Below are 17,593 nucleotides of genomic sequence, written 5' to 3' on the forward strand. Positions count from 1 at the left end.
CGATGCAAACGCTTTCCACATTGAATGAACTCGGCAGTAAAGTTGAGGAAGTACGTAACTTCTTTAATTTTGAGTTGCCGTATCGAGTTAAGCATGTCGATCAAGTCTCACTCAAACTTCAGCTTGTGTACGCGGTTCGCCTTCAATTAGAAAGTGAAGTTTCTGATGCGAATGGGCCAGACGTCACGCAATTGCTTTATTCAACTGACCGATTTTTGGAAAGTGCGCGCGCTTTTATTGGTAGTGATGGCGAGTTGGTATCGTTGGCGGAGCAACTGCACATCAGCCGAGGTGCGGAAAACAACTCGCAGCAAATTGAAAACATGTATTACCGCTTGGGAGCCTTGGTTCTTGAATCGATTTTTAGCGATTCCAACACCAATACGGATACCTATCGCGAACTGGATTTACTGTTCATCGAATCGGATTCACTGTCGACAGGGGAGCGTTCTGCATTTCAACGTCGACTCGCACAAACCTCAAGTGTTCTTGCGGCGAATGCGCAGGGCAGTTATTTGGCGAATCAGTTATTAAAGCCAGATTTTCCTAATCAGTTGGTGTCGATGAAGGCTACGCTCGAACAAAAACTGGTTTCTTTCATCTTTTGGCTCATTGTCGTGAGCGGTTGCCTGTTGGCGTTGGTCTCATGGGCTGTCTTCTCTAAAAATGCGGTGGCGAATTCAAGTTCATCAGATCCTGCCGTTTCTCAAACTGAAAACGCATCCAGTTCTTTAGAACACGAGAACAAAGCGCGTGAGTTGGCAAGTGATGCTCAAGCGAATAAAACGCAAGAGCTAACCCCTGATTCGCGACAAGAATTGCTGGCTCCGCAAGAACCGTTTATCGATATAAACAGAATGCTGGATTCGCTTTCTGGCGATGAAGGCGCTGTCCGAATGTTGCTCGAGGTCTTTATTCAAGATCATGCTGAAGATGGTTCTAAATTACATAAACTTCTAAACGAAGATATAGACAACGCACAGCGCGCGGCGCACAGCCTGAAAGGGGTGTCAGGAAGTTTAGGTGCAATGCCCCTGCATTACATCTCAGGTGAGATAGAATTATTGATAAAACAGGGCAAAGAGGTACCGGATAATAAGCTCTGTCAATTAAGGGATGTATTACAACAAACAACACTTTTCGCAGAGAAAGTTCTCAACAGTGAAAAGATACGAGAAGTGCTAACAGATTGATATTCCTCTGACTTAAAATGTTGGCGGTTGAGGTATTAAAGGCGCGTTCGAACCTACACTTGGGTTCCGCTTAATTCCTGTTCTATACAATTTGATAAAGGTAGCTTCATGTCCATTCGTCGAATATCGTCACTAATGGTTTTGTGGTTGGTTACCACTCTTTCAGGGTGTTCCCTGTTAGAAGTGAAAATTGACAGCCAGACCGTTCCTCTCACCAAGCAAGAGCTTAATATGCGCATTTTAACGCGCGAATATGCACTTCAATTTTTTGCTCAAGTTGAGCAAGCCGCCGATGTGCTTCAAGAGCAGTATGACCCCAATGATAAAGTGAACCAGTCTTACGTCCTGCTGTGGAAGATCAATGCAGAAGAAGGCTTGCAAGCTGCAGCATATCAAGTCTCACCAATGGCTGCATTGATTGATACGTGGGTGTTCACTCATCAAATGAACCAGTTTTATGCAACGGGCGCTGGCCGTGACATTTTTGCTACGGATGAAGCCAAACAAGTTTCGGCACACTTAGCCAACGAGGTAGACCAGCTCGCTCAATCACTGTTGAAAAAAGAGGTTTACGATAAAACGAAGCTCTTTGTTGCTGACTTTGTTAAACAGTATCCGTTCGCTGATTTAAGCATGATTAGAACGCCAGCTTACCGTGCTTGGTTAGAAGCCAATCAAATCAGTGAGGAAGACGCGGTAACAACGTTGGGTACGATGCCGGAAGCACTGGGAGATGTATCCGATAGATTGAGTTTGGTCTCTGAACAAACGCCAAAGATCATGACTTGGAAGGCGCAGTTATTAGCGTTGAACAGTTCGGCAAGTATTGAGAAGGTTAATGCCGCTTTGAACAGTCTGCAAGTGACTGCTGACTCAATGAGAGATTTCATCGATAACAACCCTGAGTATATGCGTTATTTGGCTGAACAAATGGCGGTTGAACTGCAGCCTTTAGTGGACGACATTGATCAAAAAACCGAAGCGCGTTTGTCTCAGTTAGGTGAAGAGCGACAAGCATTAGAAGAAATGGTGGCAAGAGAGCGCCAAGAGATCGCTCTGATCATCACTCATGAACGTGAGAAGTTTGCTCAGGATATGGATAGAGTGTCTCAAGAGGTTGTGAATCTCGCCATGACCAAGTTGATAGAATTAGTGAAGAGCACAATTGTCTACTTTATTCTGTTCATTGCTGCGATATTCTTCGCTCCGCTTGGTTTAGGTTATGTGCTTGGCAAGCGAGCGGCGGTGAAAACAAAAGTAAAACAAAGCTAACGTGTAGTTTAGATACAAAAAAGAGCGCGAATGCGCTCTTTTCTTTGTCTTTCATTCGGAAGGGAGGTTCTTCCTAACTCTGCGAAGTTAAGCCGTTTGCTGCTTTAATTCGCCTTCAGCTTGTTCAACTGCTTCTGCTGTTGGTTCGCATTTATCAACAAACCAACCCATGTAAGACGTGAAGATAGTCACAATAATACATACAAAGCTTAGCCACATGAATGGGGCGTAAGACAGCGTAGCAACACCCAAAATACTTGCCATGTAGATACCGTTGTCACTCCAAGGAACCATACCTGATGTTAGCGTGCCACCAAATTCTGCGTTACGAGATAAGTTCTTACGTTTGTAGCCTAGACGGTCGTAATTCTTCGCACAGATTTTTGGTGTCAGGATAAGTGAAACGTACATCGCCGAACCAAATACGTTACCCATAAAGGCCGTACCGATTGTGCTTGTTGCCAGTGAACCTGCGCTTTGAACGCGTTTTTCAAACAGTTTCGCGATAGTTTCAAGCACGCCCACTTTGTCTAGCAGGCCACCAAAACCAAGGCCGAACACGATAACCGCTACCGAACCAAGCATTGAAGACATGCCGCCACGGTTAAGAATCGAGTCGATGAAATCTACGCCAGATGAGATTGCAAACGGAGCCCAAGCAGTGTTGAACGCAGTCAGGAAGTCCACATCTTGAATCATTACTGCCCAAATAATACCTAGCAGAGAACCAAAACTGATCACTGGGAATGAAGGCATACGCATTGCTAGAAGTGACAATACGATGATCACCGGAACAAATGAGTAAGGCGTGATGTAGAACTGCTGTTCCATCGCTTTAATCACTGAGGCCACTTGGCTCATGTCTACTTGACCTGCGTAGTGGAAACCAAAAGCAGTAAACATAATGCCAGTGATCACGTAGCTGATCAGCGCGATAGGCAGCATGCCTTTGATGTGCTCCATCACTTCAACGTTAGACATTGATGAAGCAAGAATCACTGAATCTGATAGAGGCGACATCTTGTCACCGAAGTAACAACCTGAAAGTACTGCACCCGCTGTAATTGGGGCAGGAACGCCAAGACCTTGGCCAATCCCCATCATTGCGATACCTGCGGTACCTGCTGCACCCCAAGATGTGCCGGTTGCCAACGCGGTCAATGAACAGATGATCATTGTTGCTAGCAAAAAGATAGAAGGGTGGATGGCTTTAAGACCGTAGTAGATGATGGTTGGTACGATTCCGCCTGAAATCCAAGTGCCGACAAGTGCACCAACGGCAAGGAGAATCAATACTGCACCCAGACCATTAGAAATACCGTTTAGCGCGGCTTTTTCTAAGTCTTTGTACTGATGACCAAGTTTAAGACCCAATAGCATGATGATAAACCAGCCGATGTACAGCGCGAGCTGAATTGGCAGGTCTAGCTTGGCAGTAAAGGAAAATGCCAGAAGTAGAAATAAACCTAGCGAGATAAATACCTGTATCAAGCTAGGAAGGCGTGTTGTAACTTGCTTCATATGTGCCTCTGTCAATCTTGGAGCAATAGAGGAAGGCGCTCCTTGTTGTAATGGCGCATAACATACATTAACAAAAATTATATTTCGAATATTTGGTGTTTTATCTTGATGTTCGTCGGCTAAAACGTTTGCTTGTAAAATTAACTGCCAATTAATTTTAAAATCTATGTATTTAAATGTTGTGTGATGTGAATTTATTGTGCTTCAGTTGTTGTTTTCTCACTGAGTGGTAAGACCAATACGCTCGGAGTAGGGGATTTCCCTACTTGTTAATCGAGGAGTAAAGGCAGCACAAATAGTTCGAAATTACGGCTAACGTGAATTTTCTCGGTAAAAGGGTAAAAATTGACCTCATTTACAAATTAGGGCTTGAGATTTTTCTGCGAAAAATGAACTATGGGGTAGGTTTAATTTATTACATGGAGAGTTATGCGATGAGAGTAGGTTTAGTTGGTTGGCGCGGCATGGTCGGTTCGGTTCTAATGCAGCGTATGGTCGAAGAAAAAGACTTTGACTTGATTGAACCAGTTTTCTACAGCACTTCTCAAGTAGGTATCCCTGCGCCTAATCTAGGAAAAGATGCAGGTATGCTTCAAGATGCCTTTGATATCGAAAGTTTAAAACAGCTTGATGCGATCATTACGTGTCAAGGTGGCAGCTACACTGAAAAAGTGTACCCAGCACTTCGTCAAGCAGGCTGGAAAGGTTACTGGATTGATGCAGCTTCAACACTGCGTATGGCGGAAGATTCGATCATCACGCTAGACCCTGTGAACCTAAAACAAATTCAACATGGTATTCATGGCGGCACGAACACCTTTGTAGGTGGTAACTGTACCGTTAGCCTGATGCTGATGGGTCTTGGTGGCCTGTTTGAAAAAGGGTTGGTGGAATGGACCAGTGCGATGACTTACCAAGCCGCTTCTGGCGCTGGCGCGCAAAACATGCGTGAGTTGATCTCTCAAATGGGCGTTATCAACGATGCAGTAAGTTCAGAACTGGCAAATCCAGCAAGCTCAATTCTTGATATTGACAAGAAAGTTGCAGACACAATGCGCAGCGCGTCATTCCCTACCGACAAGTTCGGCGTACCACTAGCTGGCTCGTTGATCCCGTGGATCGATGTGAAGCGCGATAATGGTCAGAGCAAAGAAGAGTGGAAAGCGGGTGTTGAAGCGAACAAGATCCTTGGTTCTCAAGGCGCTCCAGTTCCTATCGATGGTACATGTGTGCGTATCGGTGCGATGCGTTGTCACTCTCAAGCATTAACTATTAAGCTTAAGCAAAATGTGCCGATGGATGAAATCGAAGAAATCATTGCAACTCACAATGACTGGGTGAAGGTGATTCCAAACGATCGTGACATCACGGCTCAAGAGCTAACGCCAGCGAAGGTCACCGGCACTATGTCAGTTCCTGTTGGTCGTCTACGCAAGATGGCAATGGGTGATGATTTCCTAAACGCGTTCACTGTTGGTGACCAATTACTTTGGGGTGCTGCCGAGCCACTGCGTCGTACGCTTCGTATTATCCTTTCTGAAAAAGCGTAATCGACAAAACTTCGTAAAAAGAGCTCCTATTTTAGTAGGAGCTCTTTTTTTAACCTTCTATTTTAACCTTCACCTCGAACCACTCTTTTGTCCGGGTCGGCCAACTCACTTCCACAATGTTTACAGTAGATAGCGTCCGAGTCATGTCCAGCTTGAGAGCAGTTAGGGCACTTCACCAGTACTTTGTGGGATTGCATCTCTTGATGTAGCTCAGCTGTAAATATCCCTGTCGGAACCGCGAGAATCGAGTAACCCAAGAGCATGGTTATAGATGCCAGCGCTTTACCTAAGTTAGTTTGCGGAACCAAATCTCCATATCCCACGGTGGTTATGGTCACAATAGCCCAATAAATACTTTTCGGAATACTGGTAAACCCGTTTTCTGGCCCTTCAACAATAAAAATCAATGAACCGAAAATCGTGACCAAAATGGCGACGGTTGTGAAGAAGATGAAGATCTTTCTGCGAGCCATTAGTAATGAGCGCAACAAAATGTTGGACTCTTGCAGGTACCTCACCAACTTCAAGATACGAAAAATACGCATCACACGTAGTGCTCTGATCACGCCCATGAAAGAGGCGGATGGGAAGAACAATACTAAGTAAGTTGGGATAATCGCCAACAGATCGACAATACCGTAGAAACTTTTTGCGTACGCCACCGGTTTTGGCGAGCAATACAGACGTAGCAAGTACTCAATGGTAAACAGGCCGGTGAAGGTGTATTCAAGGTACTTCAGTTCTTTTGCCCACTCAGCACGTACCGAGGGAATGGAATCTAGAACGAGAACAGCTAACGAGCTGATGATGGCAATAATAAGCGCGATATCAAAAGCACGGCCGGCTTTGGTGTGGGTGCCAAATATAGTGACGTAAAGTGTATTTTTTAGAGAGTGAGTCGTCATGACAAAGCGATCCATTGTTGAATCGCTCTATCATAACGTCATTAATAAAATCAGGCTAATCCAGGGAACAAGTTACGTAAGCCGTTTGCAATAAACTCGATGCCTAGCGCACCAAGAATCAAACCCATGATACGTGTGATCACGTTGATGCCTGTTTGACCCAAGAAACGAACGATCAAAGGTGCCGAACGAAATAGCAACCAAGAACAAAGGCAAAACAGACCAATCGTGATAACGATGCCCACGGTATCGAACATACTTGGGTAACGCGCGCCATAAACGATTGTTGAGCTGATTGCACCAGGACCAGCCATTAGAGGCATCGCTAGTGGTACAACGCCGATCTGTTCGCGGCTAACGTACTCAGATTTTTCTTGTTTGTTCTGCTTATCCTCACCGAGCTTACCGCTCATCATCGAAAAGGCGATGCTTAACAGCAGCAAGCCACCCGCCACTCGGAATGAATCCAGTGAAATACTGAACATATCCAACAGTAACTGACCTGCAAGCAGGGAAATGATCAGGATCACGGCCACTGCCACATTGGCTGTTGTCGCGGTTTTGATCTTTTCTTCTGGTGTCATATGTCCGCTTAAAGACACGAAAACAGGCATGATGCCTACAGGGTTAACGGCGGCAACCAACCCCAAGAAAAACTGCAGGAAAATGGCTAGCTCTAAAGTCTGCATATTGCGTACTCGTAAATGTTCACATTAGTGAAAAACGGAAAGGGTAAATTTACACCAATCTATCGGGTTTTGTTGCTAAGTAAATTCGTGGGAGGTGACTACAGTTAGAAAGGGATGGATAACTGCGATACGCACCTTTGTTCTTATCGAATTTCTGCGCAATTATTGGAACATCTACTTACCAGATTCCAGATTGGTTTTCGGCGCTAAATGTAAGGCAAAAGTGCATTAGGAAGAAATGAAAAAAACTAACGTATTGACCCCACTATTTGTGAGAAAAACTAATTTTTTAATAAAATGTATCTAATGTGAGGGTGAAATGTTACATAGGATGTTGCTGTGAAATTGTGCTGTTTTACACAAACGTTAACATTCGCACATTTTTGATAAAAACAAAGGTGGTTTGTAGAGAGATGTATTTGATTCGATATACTCTCAGTAGCACAAAAAATTAGGCCTACATGTAATTTTGTTGGCTAAAAATGAAACTTTTTTACAGGTTGTTGTTGTTTCTTTTATTTTTTTGTCTGTTTGCTTGTTTTTTATGCAATAAATAAGTTGGTTTAATTTATTTGTTTATCAAATAGTTACATTAAATTGTTGTGGTTAACCACTACTTTGGTGGTATTTCGAGTGTGAGAACTGATCCAAGTCAATTTTTTTCACACTCTGAAATATTATACTCAGTCCTGAAAGCAATTTACTAAGACGTTTGTTCTCTAAGTGACTGATAAACAGTAAAAACGAAAGACAATTGCCTTAATAAAAAGTTTTTAATATTTGTTAATTTTAGGAGAATCCCTATGCCTGTAACTAATATGGCTGAACTAGATGCAATGATTGCTCGCGTTAAGAAAGCGCAAGAAGAGTTCGCTACTTACTCTCAAGAGCAAGTAGACAAAATCTTCCGTGCAGCGTCTCTTGCAGCTAACCAAGCTCGTATCCCTCTAGCGCAACAAGCGGTAGAAGAATCTGGTATGGGTATTGTTGAAGATAAAGTAATCAAGAACCACTTTGCTTCTGAGTTTATCTACAACAAATACAAAGACGAACAAACGTGTGGCATCCTAGAAGAGGATGACAACCTAGGTACTATGACTATCGCTGAACCTGTTGGTATCATCTGCGGTATCGTACCAACAACTAACCCTACATCTACAGCGATCTTCAAATCTCTAATCTCTCTGAAGACTCGTAACGGTATCATCTTCTCACCACACCCACGTGCGAAAAACTCTACTAACGATGCAGCTAAACTTGTTCTAGATGCAGCAGTAGCAGCAGGTGCACCAAAAGACATCATCGGTTGGATCGACCAACCTTCAGTTGAGCTATCAAACGCTCTAATGAAACACGATGACATCGCTCTTATCCTTGCGACTGGTGGTCCAGGCATGGTTAAAGCAGCTTACTCTTCTGGTAAGCCAGCAATCGGTGTAGGTGCAGGTAACGTTCCTGTAGTTATCGATGAAACAGCAGACATCAAACGTGCAGTTGCTTCTGTACTAATGTCTAAAACTTTCGATAACGGCGTAGTATGTGCTTCTGAGCAGGCTGTAATCGTAGTTGACGAAGTTTACGACGAAGTAAAAGAGCGCTTTGCTTCTCATAAAGCTCACGTTCTATCTAAAACAGATGCTGACAAAGTACGTAAAGTGCTTCTAATCGACGGCGCGCTAAACGCGAAAATCGTTGGTCAACCAGCTACAGCTATCGCTGAAATGGCGGGTGTTAAAGTTCCTGCAGATACTAAAGTGCTTATCGGTGAAGGCCTAGGCAAAGTATCTTACGATGACGCATTTGCTCACGAGAAACTGTCTCCAACTCTAGGTATGTTCCGTGCTGACAACTTCGAAGATGCAGTTGCTCAAGCAGTAACAATGGTAGAGATCGGCGGTATCGGTCACACATCTGGTCTATACACTAACCAAGACGTGAATGCAGACCGCATCCGTTACTTCGGTGACAAGATGAAGACTGCTCGTATCCTAATCAATATCCCGACTACACACGGTGGTATCGGTGACTTGTACAACTTCAACGTTGCACCTTCTCTAACTCTAGGTTGTGGTTCATGGGGTGGTAACTCTATCTCTGAGAACGTAGGTCCTAAGCACCTAATCAACAAGAAAACTGTAGCGAAGCGAGCTGAAAACATGTTGTGGCATAAACTACCTAAGTCAATCTACTTCCGTCGTGGCAGCCTTCCAATCGCACTTGGCGACCTAGAAGGCAAGAAACGCGCATTCCTAGTAACTGACCGTTTCCTATTCAACAACGGTTACGCAGATGACGTAGTAAGCCTACTGAAAGCTCAAGGCATGGAAGTTCAAACATTCTTCGATGTTGAAGCTGACCCAACACTATCTGTAGTAGAAAAAGGTGCGGCTCAAATGGCTAGCTACCAACCTGACGTTATCCTAGCGCTAGGCGGTGGTTCTCCAATGGATGCAGCGAAAATCATGTGGGTAATGTACGAGCACCCAGAAACTCACTTTGAAGAACTAGCAATGCGCTTTATGGACATCCGTAAACGTATCTACAAGTTCCCTAAAATGGGTAAAAAAGCTGAGCTTGTATGTATCACTACAACTTCAGGTACTGGTTCAGAAGTTACTCCATTCGCAGTTGTTACTGACGACAAGACTGGTGCTAAGTACCCACTAGCTGACTACGAAATCACGCCAAACATGGCTATCGTTGATGCGAACCTAGTAATGAACATGCCTAAGTCTCTAACAGCATTCGGTGGTTACGATGCAGTAACTCACGCTCTAGAAGCTTACGTATCTGTTCTTGCGAACGAATACTCTGACGGTCAGGCTCTTCAAGCACTTAAGATGCTAAAAGAATACCTACCATCAAGCTACGCGAACGGTGCAAACGACCCAATCGCTCGTGAAAAAGTACACAACGCAGCAACTATCGCTGGTGTGGCATTTGCGAACGCATTCCTAGGTGTTTGTCACTCAATGGCGCACAAACTAGGTGCAGAGTTCCACTTGCCACACGGCCTAGCTAACGCACTACTAATCTCTAACGTGGTACGTTACAACGCGAACGACAACCCAACTAAACAAACTGCGTTCTCTCAATACGACCGTCCACAAGCACGTCGTCGTTACGCTGAAGTTGCAGACCACCTAGGCCTAAGCCAAGCTGGTGACCGCACTGCTCAGAAGATTGAACGTCTACTAGCATGGTTGGATGAACTAAAAGTTAACCTAGACATCCCAATGTCTATCCAAGCGGCAGGTGTTGCTGAAGCTGACTTCGTAGCGAAACTAGACGAGCTAGCGGTTGAAGCGTTCGATGACCAATGTACTGGTGCGAACCCTCGCTACCCTCTAATTAGCGAGCTAAAAGACGTTCTACTAGCTTCTTACTACGGTAAAGCTTTCGTTGAAGGTGAAACTTTCGAAGGTACTACAGTAATCAAGAAGAAAGCAGACCAAGAAGCAGCGAAATCTGCTCCTAAAGCTAAAAAAGAAAAAGCTGACGCGTAATTAAGAGTCGCTTTGAGTAAGGTTTTCGCTAGCACGAAACCTTAATCGGGAAAAGGTTAAAGCCCCAGTCAAATGACTGGGGCTTTTTTTGTTTAGGAGCTGGAGGTTGCTTACATCGGAGCCGGGAAACACAGAGTAATGGTGTATGTTTACACTTCGGTCGCAACTACTCGGCCACTGAAGTATTCATTCGCGACGATGTACGCTGTGTTACGGACCAGTTCGTCTTGGATCTCTGCCCAGTGCCTTTCGTCAAGATCCTCTCGTGTATGACTGACAGAGGGAATGACGCCGCCGACGCGGATATTGAAAGGGGTGAGCTCTTTTGCCCAGCTGTGCGTAAAGCCAGACACCAAAGCCGCCATGCTTTCAACACCAGTCAGATCTTCGTGGTTATCGTGCGAAATGACATTCACGATCACGCCTTTTTTATTGCGCGCTCTAAATCGTTCCGCGCCGACTTGCCCGTAGGTATAGAGAAAACGTGCCGCGGAAGATAGGTGGTCGATATAGATACTCATTGGTTCTGGCGCCATTAGGCTTGGCATCGGTGAGCTCGTCCAGCAATTAACGATAACATCTGGCGTTGCTCTTAGCTGCGATTCTATCTGATCAAACAATAGATTTATGGATGTGGGGTTATCACTACACACATTCATTGCATAGACTTTGTCGGTAAATGCGCGGATCTGATCATAACTCGCCTTTAGGGCGCTTGAATTTTGGTCACACAGGATCAACGTCGCTCCGAGGTGAGCGAAATGGCTGGAGCACGTTCTTCCGATGACCGAACCCGCAGATGTGACGAGAATGATTGACTCTTTAATATCCATAACACCTTCACTGTATCCATGTGTGAAAAACAATACACCAGTGGTTTGTGCTATCAGCATGGTTGAAAATCGTTGAGCTCAGTGTGAAAGGCCTCAAACTAACGCTTTCGAGTAAGGACTATTGTGCGGTAATTTGTAAGGCGTCACATTTCTGACGTGTTGATACTGCAAGCTGTTGGATGAAAAGCTGATCTCTATGCTTGAGCTTGGATCTGATACTGACGTTGAGCCGTCACTAGCTGATTGTAGAGGCCCGCATCAGGGATAAGGCTCTTGTTGCGCTCACCTAAAGTGCGGCGCTCATGGCCTGACAAATTATGATAAACGTCTTCAGGAAGATCGAACGTATCTTCTGGCAAGTAGGTTAGGGCGTCTGGTTTTAGGTAGTGGCTTAACTTTGCAGATGGCAGACCCGCATTATGGAATTGTTTCGCTTGTAATGCGGCGAGTTCGTAGCTGCTGCTATCGGAGCGCAAAGCTTGAGGCTGAGAGAGCCCAAACTGTTGACGAAGAATCTCGTCGCTTGTGGCCGTTTCTTTAATTTCTTCAACCGGTACGACATCTCGAACATCGTTTGAGAACATAGACAAAATCAGCGAAAAATCGGCACGACGACCTTCGTGAACAGCATGGTTGATACCGTTGCCGAACTGAATTTCGTTGATAATTGCTGCTTTGTCTAACGTATGAATTTGCATGATGTTCCTCTTGAGATGCTTTTATAACGGCGCATCAAAGAAGAACTTTAGGAAAAAGAAGAGATTAAATGGGTATTTTTAAGCGAGAAAAGAAAAAGCTCGCTGATTCAGCGAGCTTTTAAAATAAGACTAAATTGAACTAGGGGGAAGTCAATTACTTCGCTAAGTTCTCAGCTACGAAGTCCCAGTTTACAAGAGCCCAGAAGCCGTTCATGTAATCAGGACGTACGTTGCGGTAATCGATGTAGTACGCGTGTTCCCATAGGTCAACAGTTAGAAGTGGAGTAGTACCTTCTTCTGTTAGTGGCGTTGCTGCGTTAGAAGTGTTAACGATTTCTAGAGAACCGTCAGCTTTCTTAACTAGCCAAGTCCATGAAGAACCGAAGTTGTTGATTGCTGCGTCAGTGAACTTCGCTTTGAATTCTTCGAAAGAACCGAATGCTGCGTTGATTGCGTCTGCAACTGCGCCAGTTGGTTCGCCGCCCGCGTTTGGAGCAAGACAGTGCCAGTAGAACGTGTGGTTCCAGATTTGCGCTGCGTTGTTGAATACGCCACCAGTAGAAGTCTTGATGATCTCTTCTAGAGTTTTGCCTTCGAACTCAGTACCAGGGATAAGACCGTTAAGCTTAACAACGTAAGTGTTGTGGTGCTTACCGTGGTGGTAGTCTAGAGTCTCTGCTGAGATGTGTGGTTCTAGTGCGTCTTTCGCGTAAGGAAGAGCTGGTAGTTCAAATGCCATTACTCGATTCTCCATTGATATGAAAGGTTAACCTTTCGATTGCTTCCAGTGTTTTTTTATAGCTATGTAGCCTTTACGGCTGACTTGCTAGGTATTTTAGCAAGTTTTTACTTTATTAAAACCCCGATATGAAAATATTTTGAGATGCTAAGTGTTGTTCATGCTCCTCCACTTACCAACGAAGTGGTAGTAAGCGGTCAAACTTTTTGCTTTTAAATCATCTCAGTATAAACCGCATCAATTATATGGTTTTTATTCTGTCGTTATTGAGTAGAATGTGGCAAATAAACAAGTTCACATCCATGAATGAGGAAGCGATGGAAACTATCGACAAAATCAAACAGCAGATCTCTGAAAACTCAATCCTGCTGTACATGAAAGGCTCACCGAAACTGCCAAGCTGTGGTTTCTCTTCTCAAGCATCACAAGCGCTAATGGCATGTGGCGAGAAGTTCGCTTACGTAGACATTCTACAAAACCCAGACATCCGCGCTGAGCTACCAAAATACGCACAATGGCCAACGTTCCCACAACTATGGGTTGAAGGTGAGCTAATTGGTGGTTGTGACATCATTCTGGAAATGTTCCAGAAGGGTGAACTTCAGCCTCTAATCAAAGAAGCTGCAGCACGCGCTGAAGGTCAAGCTGAGTAATTCGTAAATACTTACATTTGGCGATAGAATACGAGGGAGCCGCATTGGCTCCTTTTTCTTTTTTAGGTTAGTGGAATGAACATAAAGCTTTACTACGTACATGACCCTATGTGCAGTTGGTGCTGGGGATACAAACCAACCATCGAAAAACTAAAACAACAACTGCCAGGTGTGATTCAGTTTGAGTATGTGGTGGGTGGGCTTGCACCAGATACTAATTTGCCAATGCCGCCAGAAATGCAACAAAAGCTTGAGGGGATTTGGAAGCAAATCGAAACTCAGCTAGGCACCAAGTTTAATTACGATTTCTGGAAACTGTGCACACCAGTGAGAAGTACGTATCAATCATGCCGCGCTGTTATCGCCGCGGGATTTCAAGATTCGTATGAGCAAATGCTCGAAGCGATTCAGCACGCCTATTATCTACGTGCAATGCCGCCTCATGAAGAAGCAACGCATCTTCAATTAGCGAAAGAGATTGGCTTGAATGTGCAGCAGTTTAAAAATGATATGGATGGCACGTTATTGGAAGGTGTATTCCAAGACCAACTGAGTTTAGCGAAAAGTTTGGGTGTTAACTCTTACCCTAGTTTGGTGCTGCAAATCAACGATGCGTATTTCCCAATTGAGGTGGATTACCTATCGACCGAGCCAACGCTTAAGTTGATTCGTGAACGCATTATCGAAAACATGCCAGCGCAATAGTGGCTTCGTTTTCGATTGAATTAAAAAAACCGCTCATATCGAGCGGTTTTTTTGTTAGCAAAGGTATCAGTCTTTTCTGTTAGAAAACTTGATACTAAAGCACCATTGCAGCGATCCAACCGAAGATGATCAGTGGGATATTGTAGTGGATGAAGGTTGGAACAACCGTTTCCCAAATGTGTTCGTGCTGGCCGTCAGCATTTAGGCCAGAAGTTGGGCCCAATGTTGAGTCGGATGCAGGAGAACCTGCATCACCTAGCGCTGCAGCTGTACCTACTAATGCGATCGTTGCCATTGGTGAGAAACCAAACGCCAAAGAAAGCGGAACGTAGATGGTTGCAAGAATTGGAATCGTCGAGAATGAAGAACCAATACCCATGGTTACCAACAGACCAACAACCAGCATAAGTAGCGCTGCAAGCGGTTTGTTGTCACCAATGCTTGTAGACAGTGACTGAACTAGGGTTTCTACGCCACCGGTTTGTTTCATTACCGCTGCAAAACCCGCGGCTGCGATCATAATAAAGCCGATCATCGCCATCATGTGAACGCCTTTGGTGAATACGTCGTGGGTTTCTTTCCATGCGATAACGCCACCAAACGTGAACACCATAAAGCCAGCGAGAGCACCGATGATCATTGAGCCGGTGTAAAGCTGAACACCAAGCGCGGCAATAATACCAAGTGCAGCCACTAGGATGTGCTGTTTGTTAATGCTGTGGTCGGTTTCGTGAACCACCGTCAGCTCTGTTTCTTTGTACTCGCGAGGTTTTCGGTAGCTAACAAAAATGGCCAGTAGCAAACCAAAAATCATACCCGCGCCAGGAAGCAACATTGCGGTTGGTACTTGGCTTGCGACAACGTTCTCTAAACCGTTGTCATGCAGGTTTTTTAGCAAGATGTTGTTTAAGAAGATGCCGCCAAAACCAACAGGAAGCACCATGTAAGGTGTAATCAGACCAAAAGTCAGCACACACGCAATTAAGCGACGATCCAGTTTAAGCTTCGCAAATACGCCCAAAAGAGGTGGAATCAAAATTGGAATAAAGGCGATATGAACAGGAATTACGTTCTGAGAAGACATGGTTACGAGCACTAACGCCACTAATACAGCGTATTTAAGGCCAGTAGTCGATGCCGCACTTTCTTTGCCGTTTAGGCGTTTAATCACGCTTTTTGCGAGCAGGTCAGTGATACCAGATTTAGAAATGGCAACGGCGAATGTGCCAAGCATAGCGTAGCTAAGTGCAATCGTTGCACCGCCACCTAAGCCACTTTCGAAGGCCGCTACGGTATCGCCTAAGCTCATTCCCGCAACAAGGCCACCAACAATGGCACTAAACGTGAGGGCGACCACCACGTTTACACGCATCAATGCTAACACGAGCATGACGCAAACTGAGATAACGACAGGATTCATACTATTCCCAATATGTTGTGTTTACTTATTATTCTTCGTTAACAAGCGGCCAACCGCCGAGGGCCTTCCATTTGTTCACGATGCCACAGAATAACTCTGCAGTTTTTTGTGTATCGTAAAGGGCAGAGTGCGCTTCACGATTGTCGAATTCCATCCCTGCCGTTTTGCATGCTTTAGCGAGAACAGTTTGACCATAAGCAAGGCCGCTTAATGTGGCGGTGTCAAAAGTAGCAAAGGGATGAAAAGGGACTCTTTTTAACTTGCAGCGCTCGTTCGCTGCATTAACAAAACTTAAGTCGAAAGCGGCGTTATGTGCAACCATTATTGCACGTGAGCAATCAGATGCTTTTTGTTCTTTACGAATCAGCTTATAAATTTCTTTTAATGCTTCTTGTTCAGAAACTGCACCGCGTAATGGGCTGAAAGGGTCACGAATACCATTAAACTCAAGCGCTTCTTTCTCTAAATTCGCGCCTTCAAAAGGTTCAATATGAAAATGAATAGTGGAGGCTGGATGCAGAACGCCTTCTTCATCCATACGAAGGGTGACGGCGCAGATTTCTAAAAGTGCATCGGTTTGAGCATTGAAACCAGCGGTCTCAACGTCAACAACCACTGGGAAATAACCACGAAAACGCTTTTTCAGGGTTAGGGCTTCATTTTCTATTGTCATGTTGGCTTATTTTTGTGTGACGAAGGCTGCATTATTGCAGATTATATCGATGAGAAAAACCGCAATTTCGGAGAAAAACGGAATTCTATTTTCCATCTAATCAATAAGCTCGCGCGGCGCTTGAGATAAAGAACACAAGTACCGATTTTTGTATCACGCAGGTGCATATTTAACTCGGGAATAGATACGATTTAGCGGCATTTATGGGAGAAATCAGAGCTAGAATCGTTCATTTTGATACTCTCACCAAGAAAGTTAGAGCATTGGCGGGATTTTTGCATGACAATCGTTGTAGTTTTAATGATTCCAATTAACGGCAAAAGACTGCCGTTTGAGAGATTGTACTAGATGAATAAATGGCTGATAACCAGTGGTGTCATGCTTTCACTGCTTAGCGCAAACAGTTACGCGGTGATGGGCAAGCGTTATGTCGCTACTCCGCAGCAATCACAATGGGAAATGGTGGTAAATACCCCTTTGGAATGTCAGCTTGTGCATCCAATTCCAAGCTTTGGTGATGCGGTGTTTTCGTCGCGTGCGAGTAAAAAAATCAATTTGGATTTTGAACTTAAGATGCGTCGCCCTATGGGTGAAACACGCAATGTCAGCTTGATCTCAATGCCACCGCCTTGGCGACCAGGTGAGCACGCTGACCGCATCACGAATCTGAAGTTTTTCAAACAGTTTGATGGGTATGTCGGTGGTCAAACTGCTTGGGGTATTTTATCTGAATTAGAGAAAGGCCGTTACCCAACATTCAGCTATCAAGATTGGCAAAGTCGCGATCAACGAATTGAAGTCGCGTTGTCATCCGTATTATTCCAAAGTAAGTACAATGCGTTTAGTGACTGTATCGCCAATTTGTTGAAGTACAGTTTCGAAGATATTGCGTTTACGATTTTGCATTACGAACGTCAGGGCGACCAACTGACGAAAGCGTCTAAAAAGCGTCTTGCTCAGATTGCTGATTATGTGCGTCACAATCAAGATATCGACCTCGTGCTGGTGGCGACATACACTGATTCAACCGATGGTAAGAGCGAAAGCCAGAGCCTATCGGAGCGACGAGCAGAGTCTCTACGTACTTACTTTGAATCACTGGGTTTGCCAGAGGATCGTATTCAAGTGCAAGGTTATGGCAAGCGCCGACCTATTGCTGATAATGGCACGCCGATTGGTAAAGACAAGAACCGTCGTGTGGTCATCTCTTTAGGTCGAACTCAAGTTTAGGCCGTA

At 44.6% G+C, this 17,593-nt stretch carries 15 protein-coding genes; 7 read left to right on the plus strand and 8 right to left on the minus strand.

What is annotated here, in order from left to right; all coding sequences use genetic code 11:
* Nucleotides 1–2: 2 nt before the first annotated feature.
* Both ACYJZR_RS04935 and ACYJZR_RS04940 read left to right on the plus strand, forming a co-directional pair.
* Complete coding sequence (locus ACYJZR_RS04935) at nucleotides 3–1,193, plus strand: Hpt domain-containing protein (RefSeq protein WP_021449866.1); 1,191 nt, start codon at nucleotides 3–5, stop codon at nucleotides 1,191–1,193.
* A 108-nt stretch (nucleotides 1,194–1,301) separates the two neighbouring features.
* The gene (locus tag ACYJZR_RS04940; RefSeq protein ID WP_021449865.1) at nucleotides 1,302–2,465 is read left to right on the plus strand and encodes a hypothetical protein; all 1,164 of its coding nucleotides are present in this window, start codon (nucleotides 1,302–1,304) and stop codon (nucleotides 2,463–2,465) included.
* 87 nt (nucleotides 2,466–2,552) lie between these two features.
* On the opposite strand, the gene nhaC is transcribed toward ACYJZR_RS04940, so the two are convergent.
* Nucleotides 2,553–3,986 carry a Na+/H+ antiporter NhaC gene (gene nhaC / locus ACYJZR_RS04945; RefSeq protein WP_406966003.1) on the minus strand — a complete coding sequence of 478 codons (1,434 nt, stop codon included), beginning with the start codon at nucleotides 3,984–3,986 and terminating at the stop codon, nucleotides 2,553–2,555.
* Nucleotides 3,987–4,420: 434 nt separating this feature from the next.
* Here nhaC and asd point away from each other — a divergent pair, with 434 nt between their 5' ends.
* Nucleotides 4,421–5,536 (plus strand): aspartate-semialdehyde dehydrogenase, encoded by a 1,116-nt coding sequence (asd, locus tag ACYJZR_RS04950; RefSeq protein ID WP_005479551.1) that lies wholly within the window; start codon nucleotides 4,421–4,423, stop codon nucleotides 5,534–5,536.
* 62 nt (nucleotides 5,537–5,598) lie between these two features.
* On the opposite strand, the gene ACYJZR_RS04955 is transcribed toward asd, so the two are convergent.
* Nucleotides 5,599–6,456 carry an ion transporter gene (locus tag ACYJZR_RS04955; RefSeq protein WP_005461750.1) on the minus strand — a complete coding sequence of 286 codons (858 nt, stop codon included), beginning with the start codon at nucleotides 6,454–6,456 and terminating at the stop codon, nucleotides 5,599–5,601.
* Between the two features lie 35 nt (nucleotides 6,457–6,491).
* Nucleotides 6,492–7,130, minus strand: coding sequence for a YchE family NAAT transporter (locus ACYJZR_RS04960; RefSeq protein ID WP_005461786.1), 639 nt, complete (start codon nucleotides 7,128–7,130; stop codon nucleotides 6,492–6,494).
* An 803-nt stretch (nucleotides 7,131–7,933) separates the two neighbouring features.
* Between ACYJZR_RS04960 and adhE the strand changes: the two genes are divergently transcribed.
* Nucleotides 7,934–10,636, plus strand: coding sequence for a bifunctional acetaldehyde-CoA/alcohol dehydrogenase (adhE, locus tag ACYJZR_RS04965; protein ID WP_005461748.1), 2,703 nt, complete (start codon nucleotides 7,934–7,936; stop codon nucleotides 10,634–10,636).
* Nucleotides 10,637–10,785: 149 nt separating this feature from the next.
* Here adhE and ACYJZR_RS04970 read toward each other — a convergent pair whose 3' ends face one another.
* The 3 genes from ACYJZR_RS04970 to sodB all read right to left on the minus strand — a co-directional run bounded on the left by ACYJZR_RS04970 (nucleotide 10,786) and on the right by sodB (nucleotide 12,906).
* Nucleotides 10,786–11,529, minus strand: coding sequence for an SDR family oxidoreductase (locus ACYJZR_RS04970; RefSeq protein ID WP_005494469.1), 744 nt, complete (start codon nucleotides 11,527–11,529; stop codon nucleotides 10,786–10,788).
* A gap of 134 nt (nucleotides 11,530–11,663) precedes the next feature.
* Nucleotides 11,664–12,167, minus strand: coding sequence for a VC2046/SO_2500 family protein (locus ACYJZR_RS04975; protein ID WP_005494471.1), 504 nt, complete (start codon nucleotides 12,165–12,167; stop codon nucleotides 11,664–11,666).
* 154 nt (nucleotides 12,168–12,321) lie between these two features.
* A complete protein-coding gene (sodB, locus tag ACYJZR_RS04980; RefSeq protein WP_005485383.1) occupies nucleotides 12,322–12,906 on the minus strand; it encodes a superoxide dismutase [Fe] in 585 nt (194 codons plus the stop codon).
* Between the two features lie 317 nt (nucleotides 12,907–13,223).
* On the opposite strand from sodB, the gene ACYJZR_RS04985 reads away from it, so the two are divergent.
* Together ACYJZR_RS04985 and ACYJZR_RS04990 are read left to right on the plus strand one after the other, a co-directional pair.
* Nucleotides 13,224–13,559: a Grx4 family monothiol glutaredoxin gene (locus ACYJZR_RS04985; RefSeq protein WP_005494473.1), complete on the plus strand. Its 336-nt coding sequence runs from the start codon at nucleotides 13,224–13,226 to the stop codon at nucleotides 13,557–13,559.
* Between the two features lie 75 nt (nucleotides 13,560–13,634).
* The gene (locus ACYJZR_RS04990; RefSeq protein WP_005494474.1) at nucleotides 13,635–14,264 is read left to right on the plus strand and encodes a DsbA family protein; all 630 of its coding nucleotides are present in this window, start codon (nucleotides 13,635–13,637) and stop codon (nucleotides 14,262–14,264) included.
* 94 nt (nucleotides 14,265–14,358) lie between these two features.
* On the opposite strand, the gene ACYJZR_RS04995 is transcribed toward ACYJZR_RS04990, so the two are convergent.
* Nucleotides 14,359–15,684, minus strand: a complete 1,326-nt coding sequence (locus tag ACYJZR_RS04995) for a Na+/H+ antiporter family protein (RefSeq protein WP_005490613.1) — start codon at nucleotides 15,682–15,684, stop codon at nucleotides 14,359–14,361.
* A gap of 28 nt (nucleotides 15,685–15,712) precedes the next feature.
* The gene (gene rnt / locus ACYJZR_RS05000; protein ID WP_005490636.1) at nucleotides 15,713–16,357 is read right to left on the minus strand and encodes a ribonuclease T; all 645 of its coding nucleotides are present in this window, start codon (nucleotides 16,355–16,357) and stop codon (nucleotides 15,713–15,715) included.
* Nucleotides 16,358–16,705: 348 nt separating this feature from the next.
* Between rnt and motY the strand changes: the two genes are divergently transcribed.
* Nucleotides 16,706–17,587, plus strand: a complete 882-nt coding sequence (motY, locus tag ACYJZR_RS05005) for a flagellar protein MotY (RefSeq protein ID WP_005494483.1) — start codon at nucleotides 16,706–16,708, stop codon at nucleotides 17,585–17,587.
* The last annotated feature ends 6 nt before the right edge of the window (nucleotides 17,588–17,593 follow it).

It is taken from the genome of Vibrio sp. RC2502 (assembly GCF_054850435.1).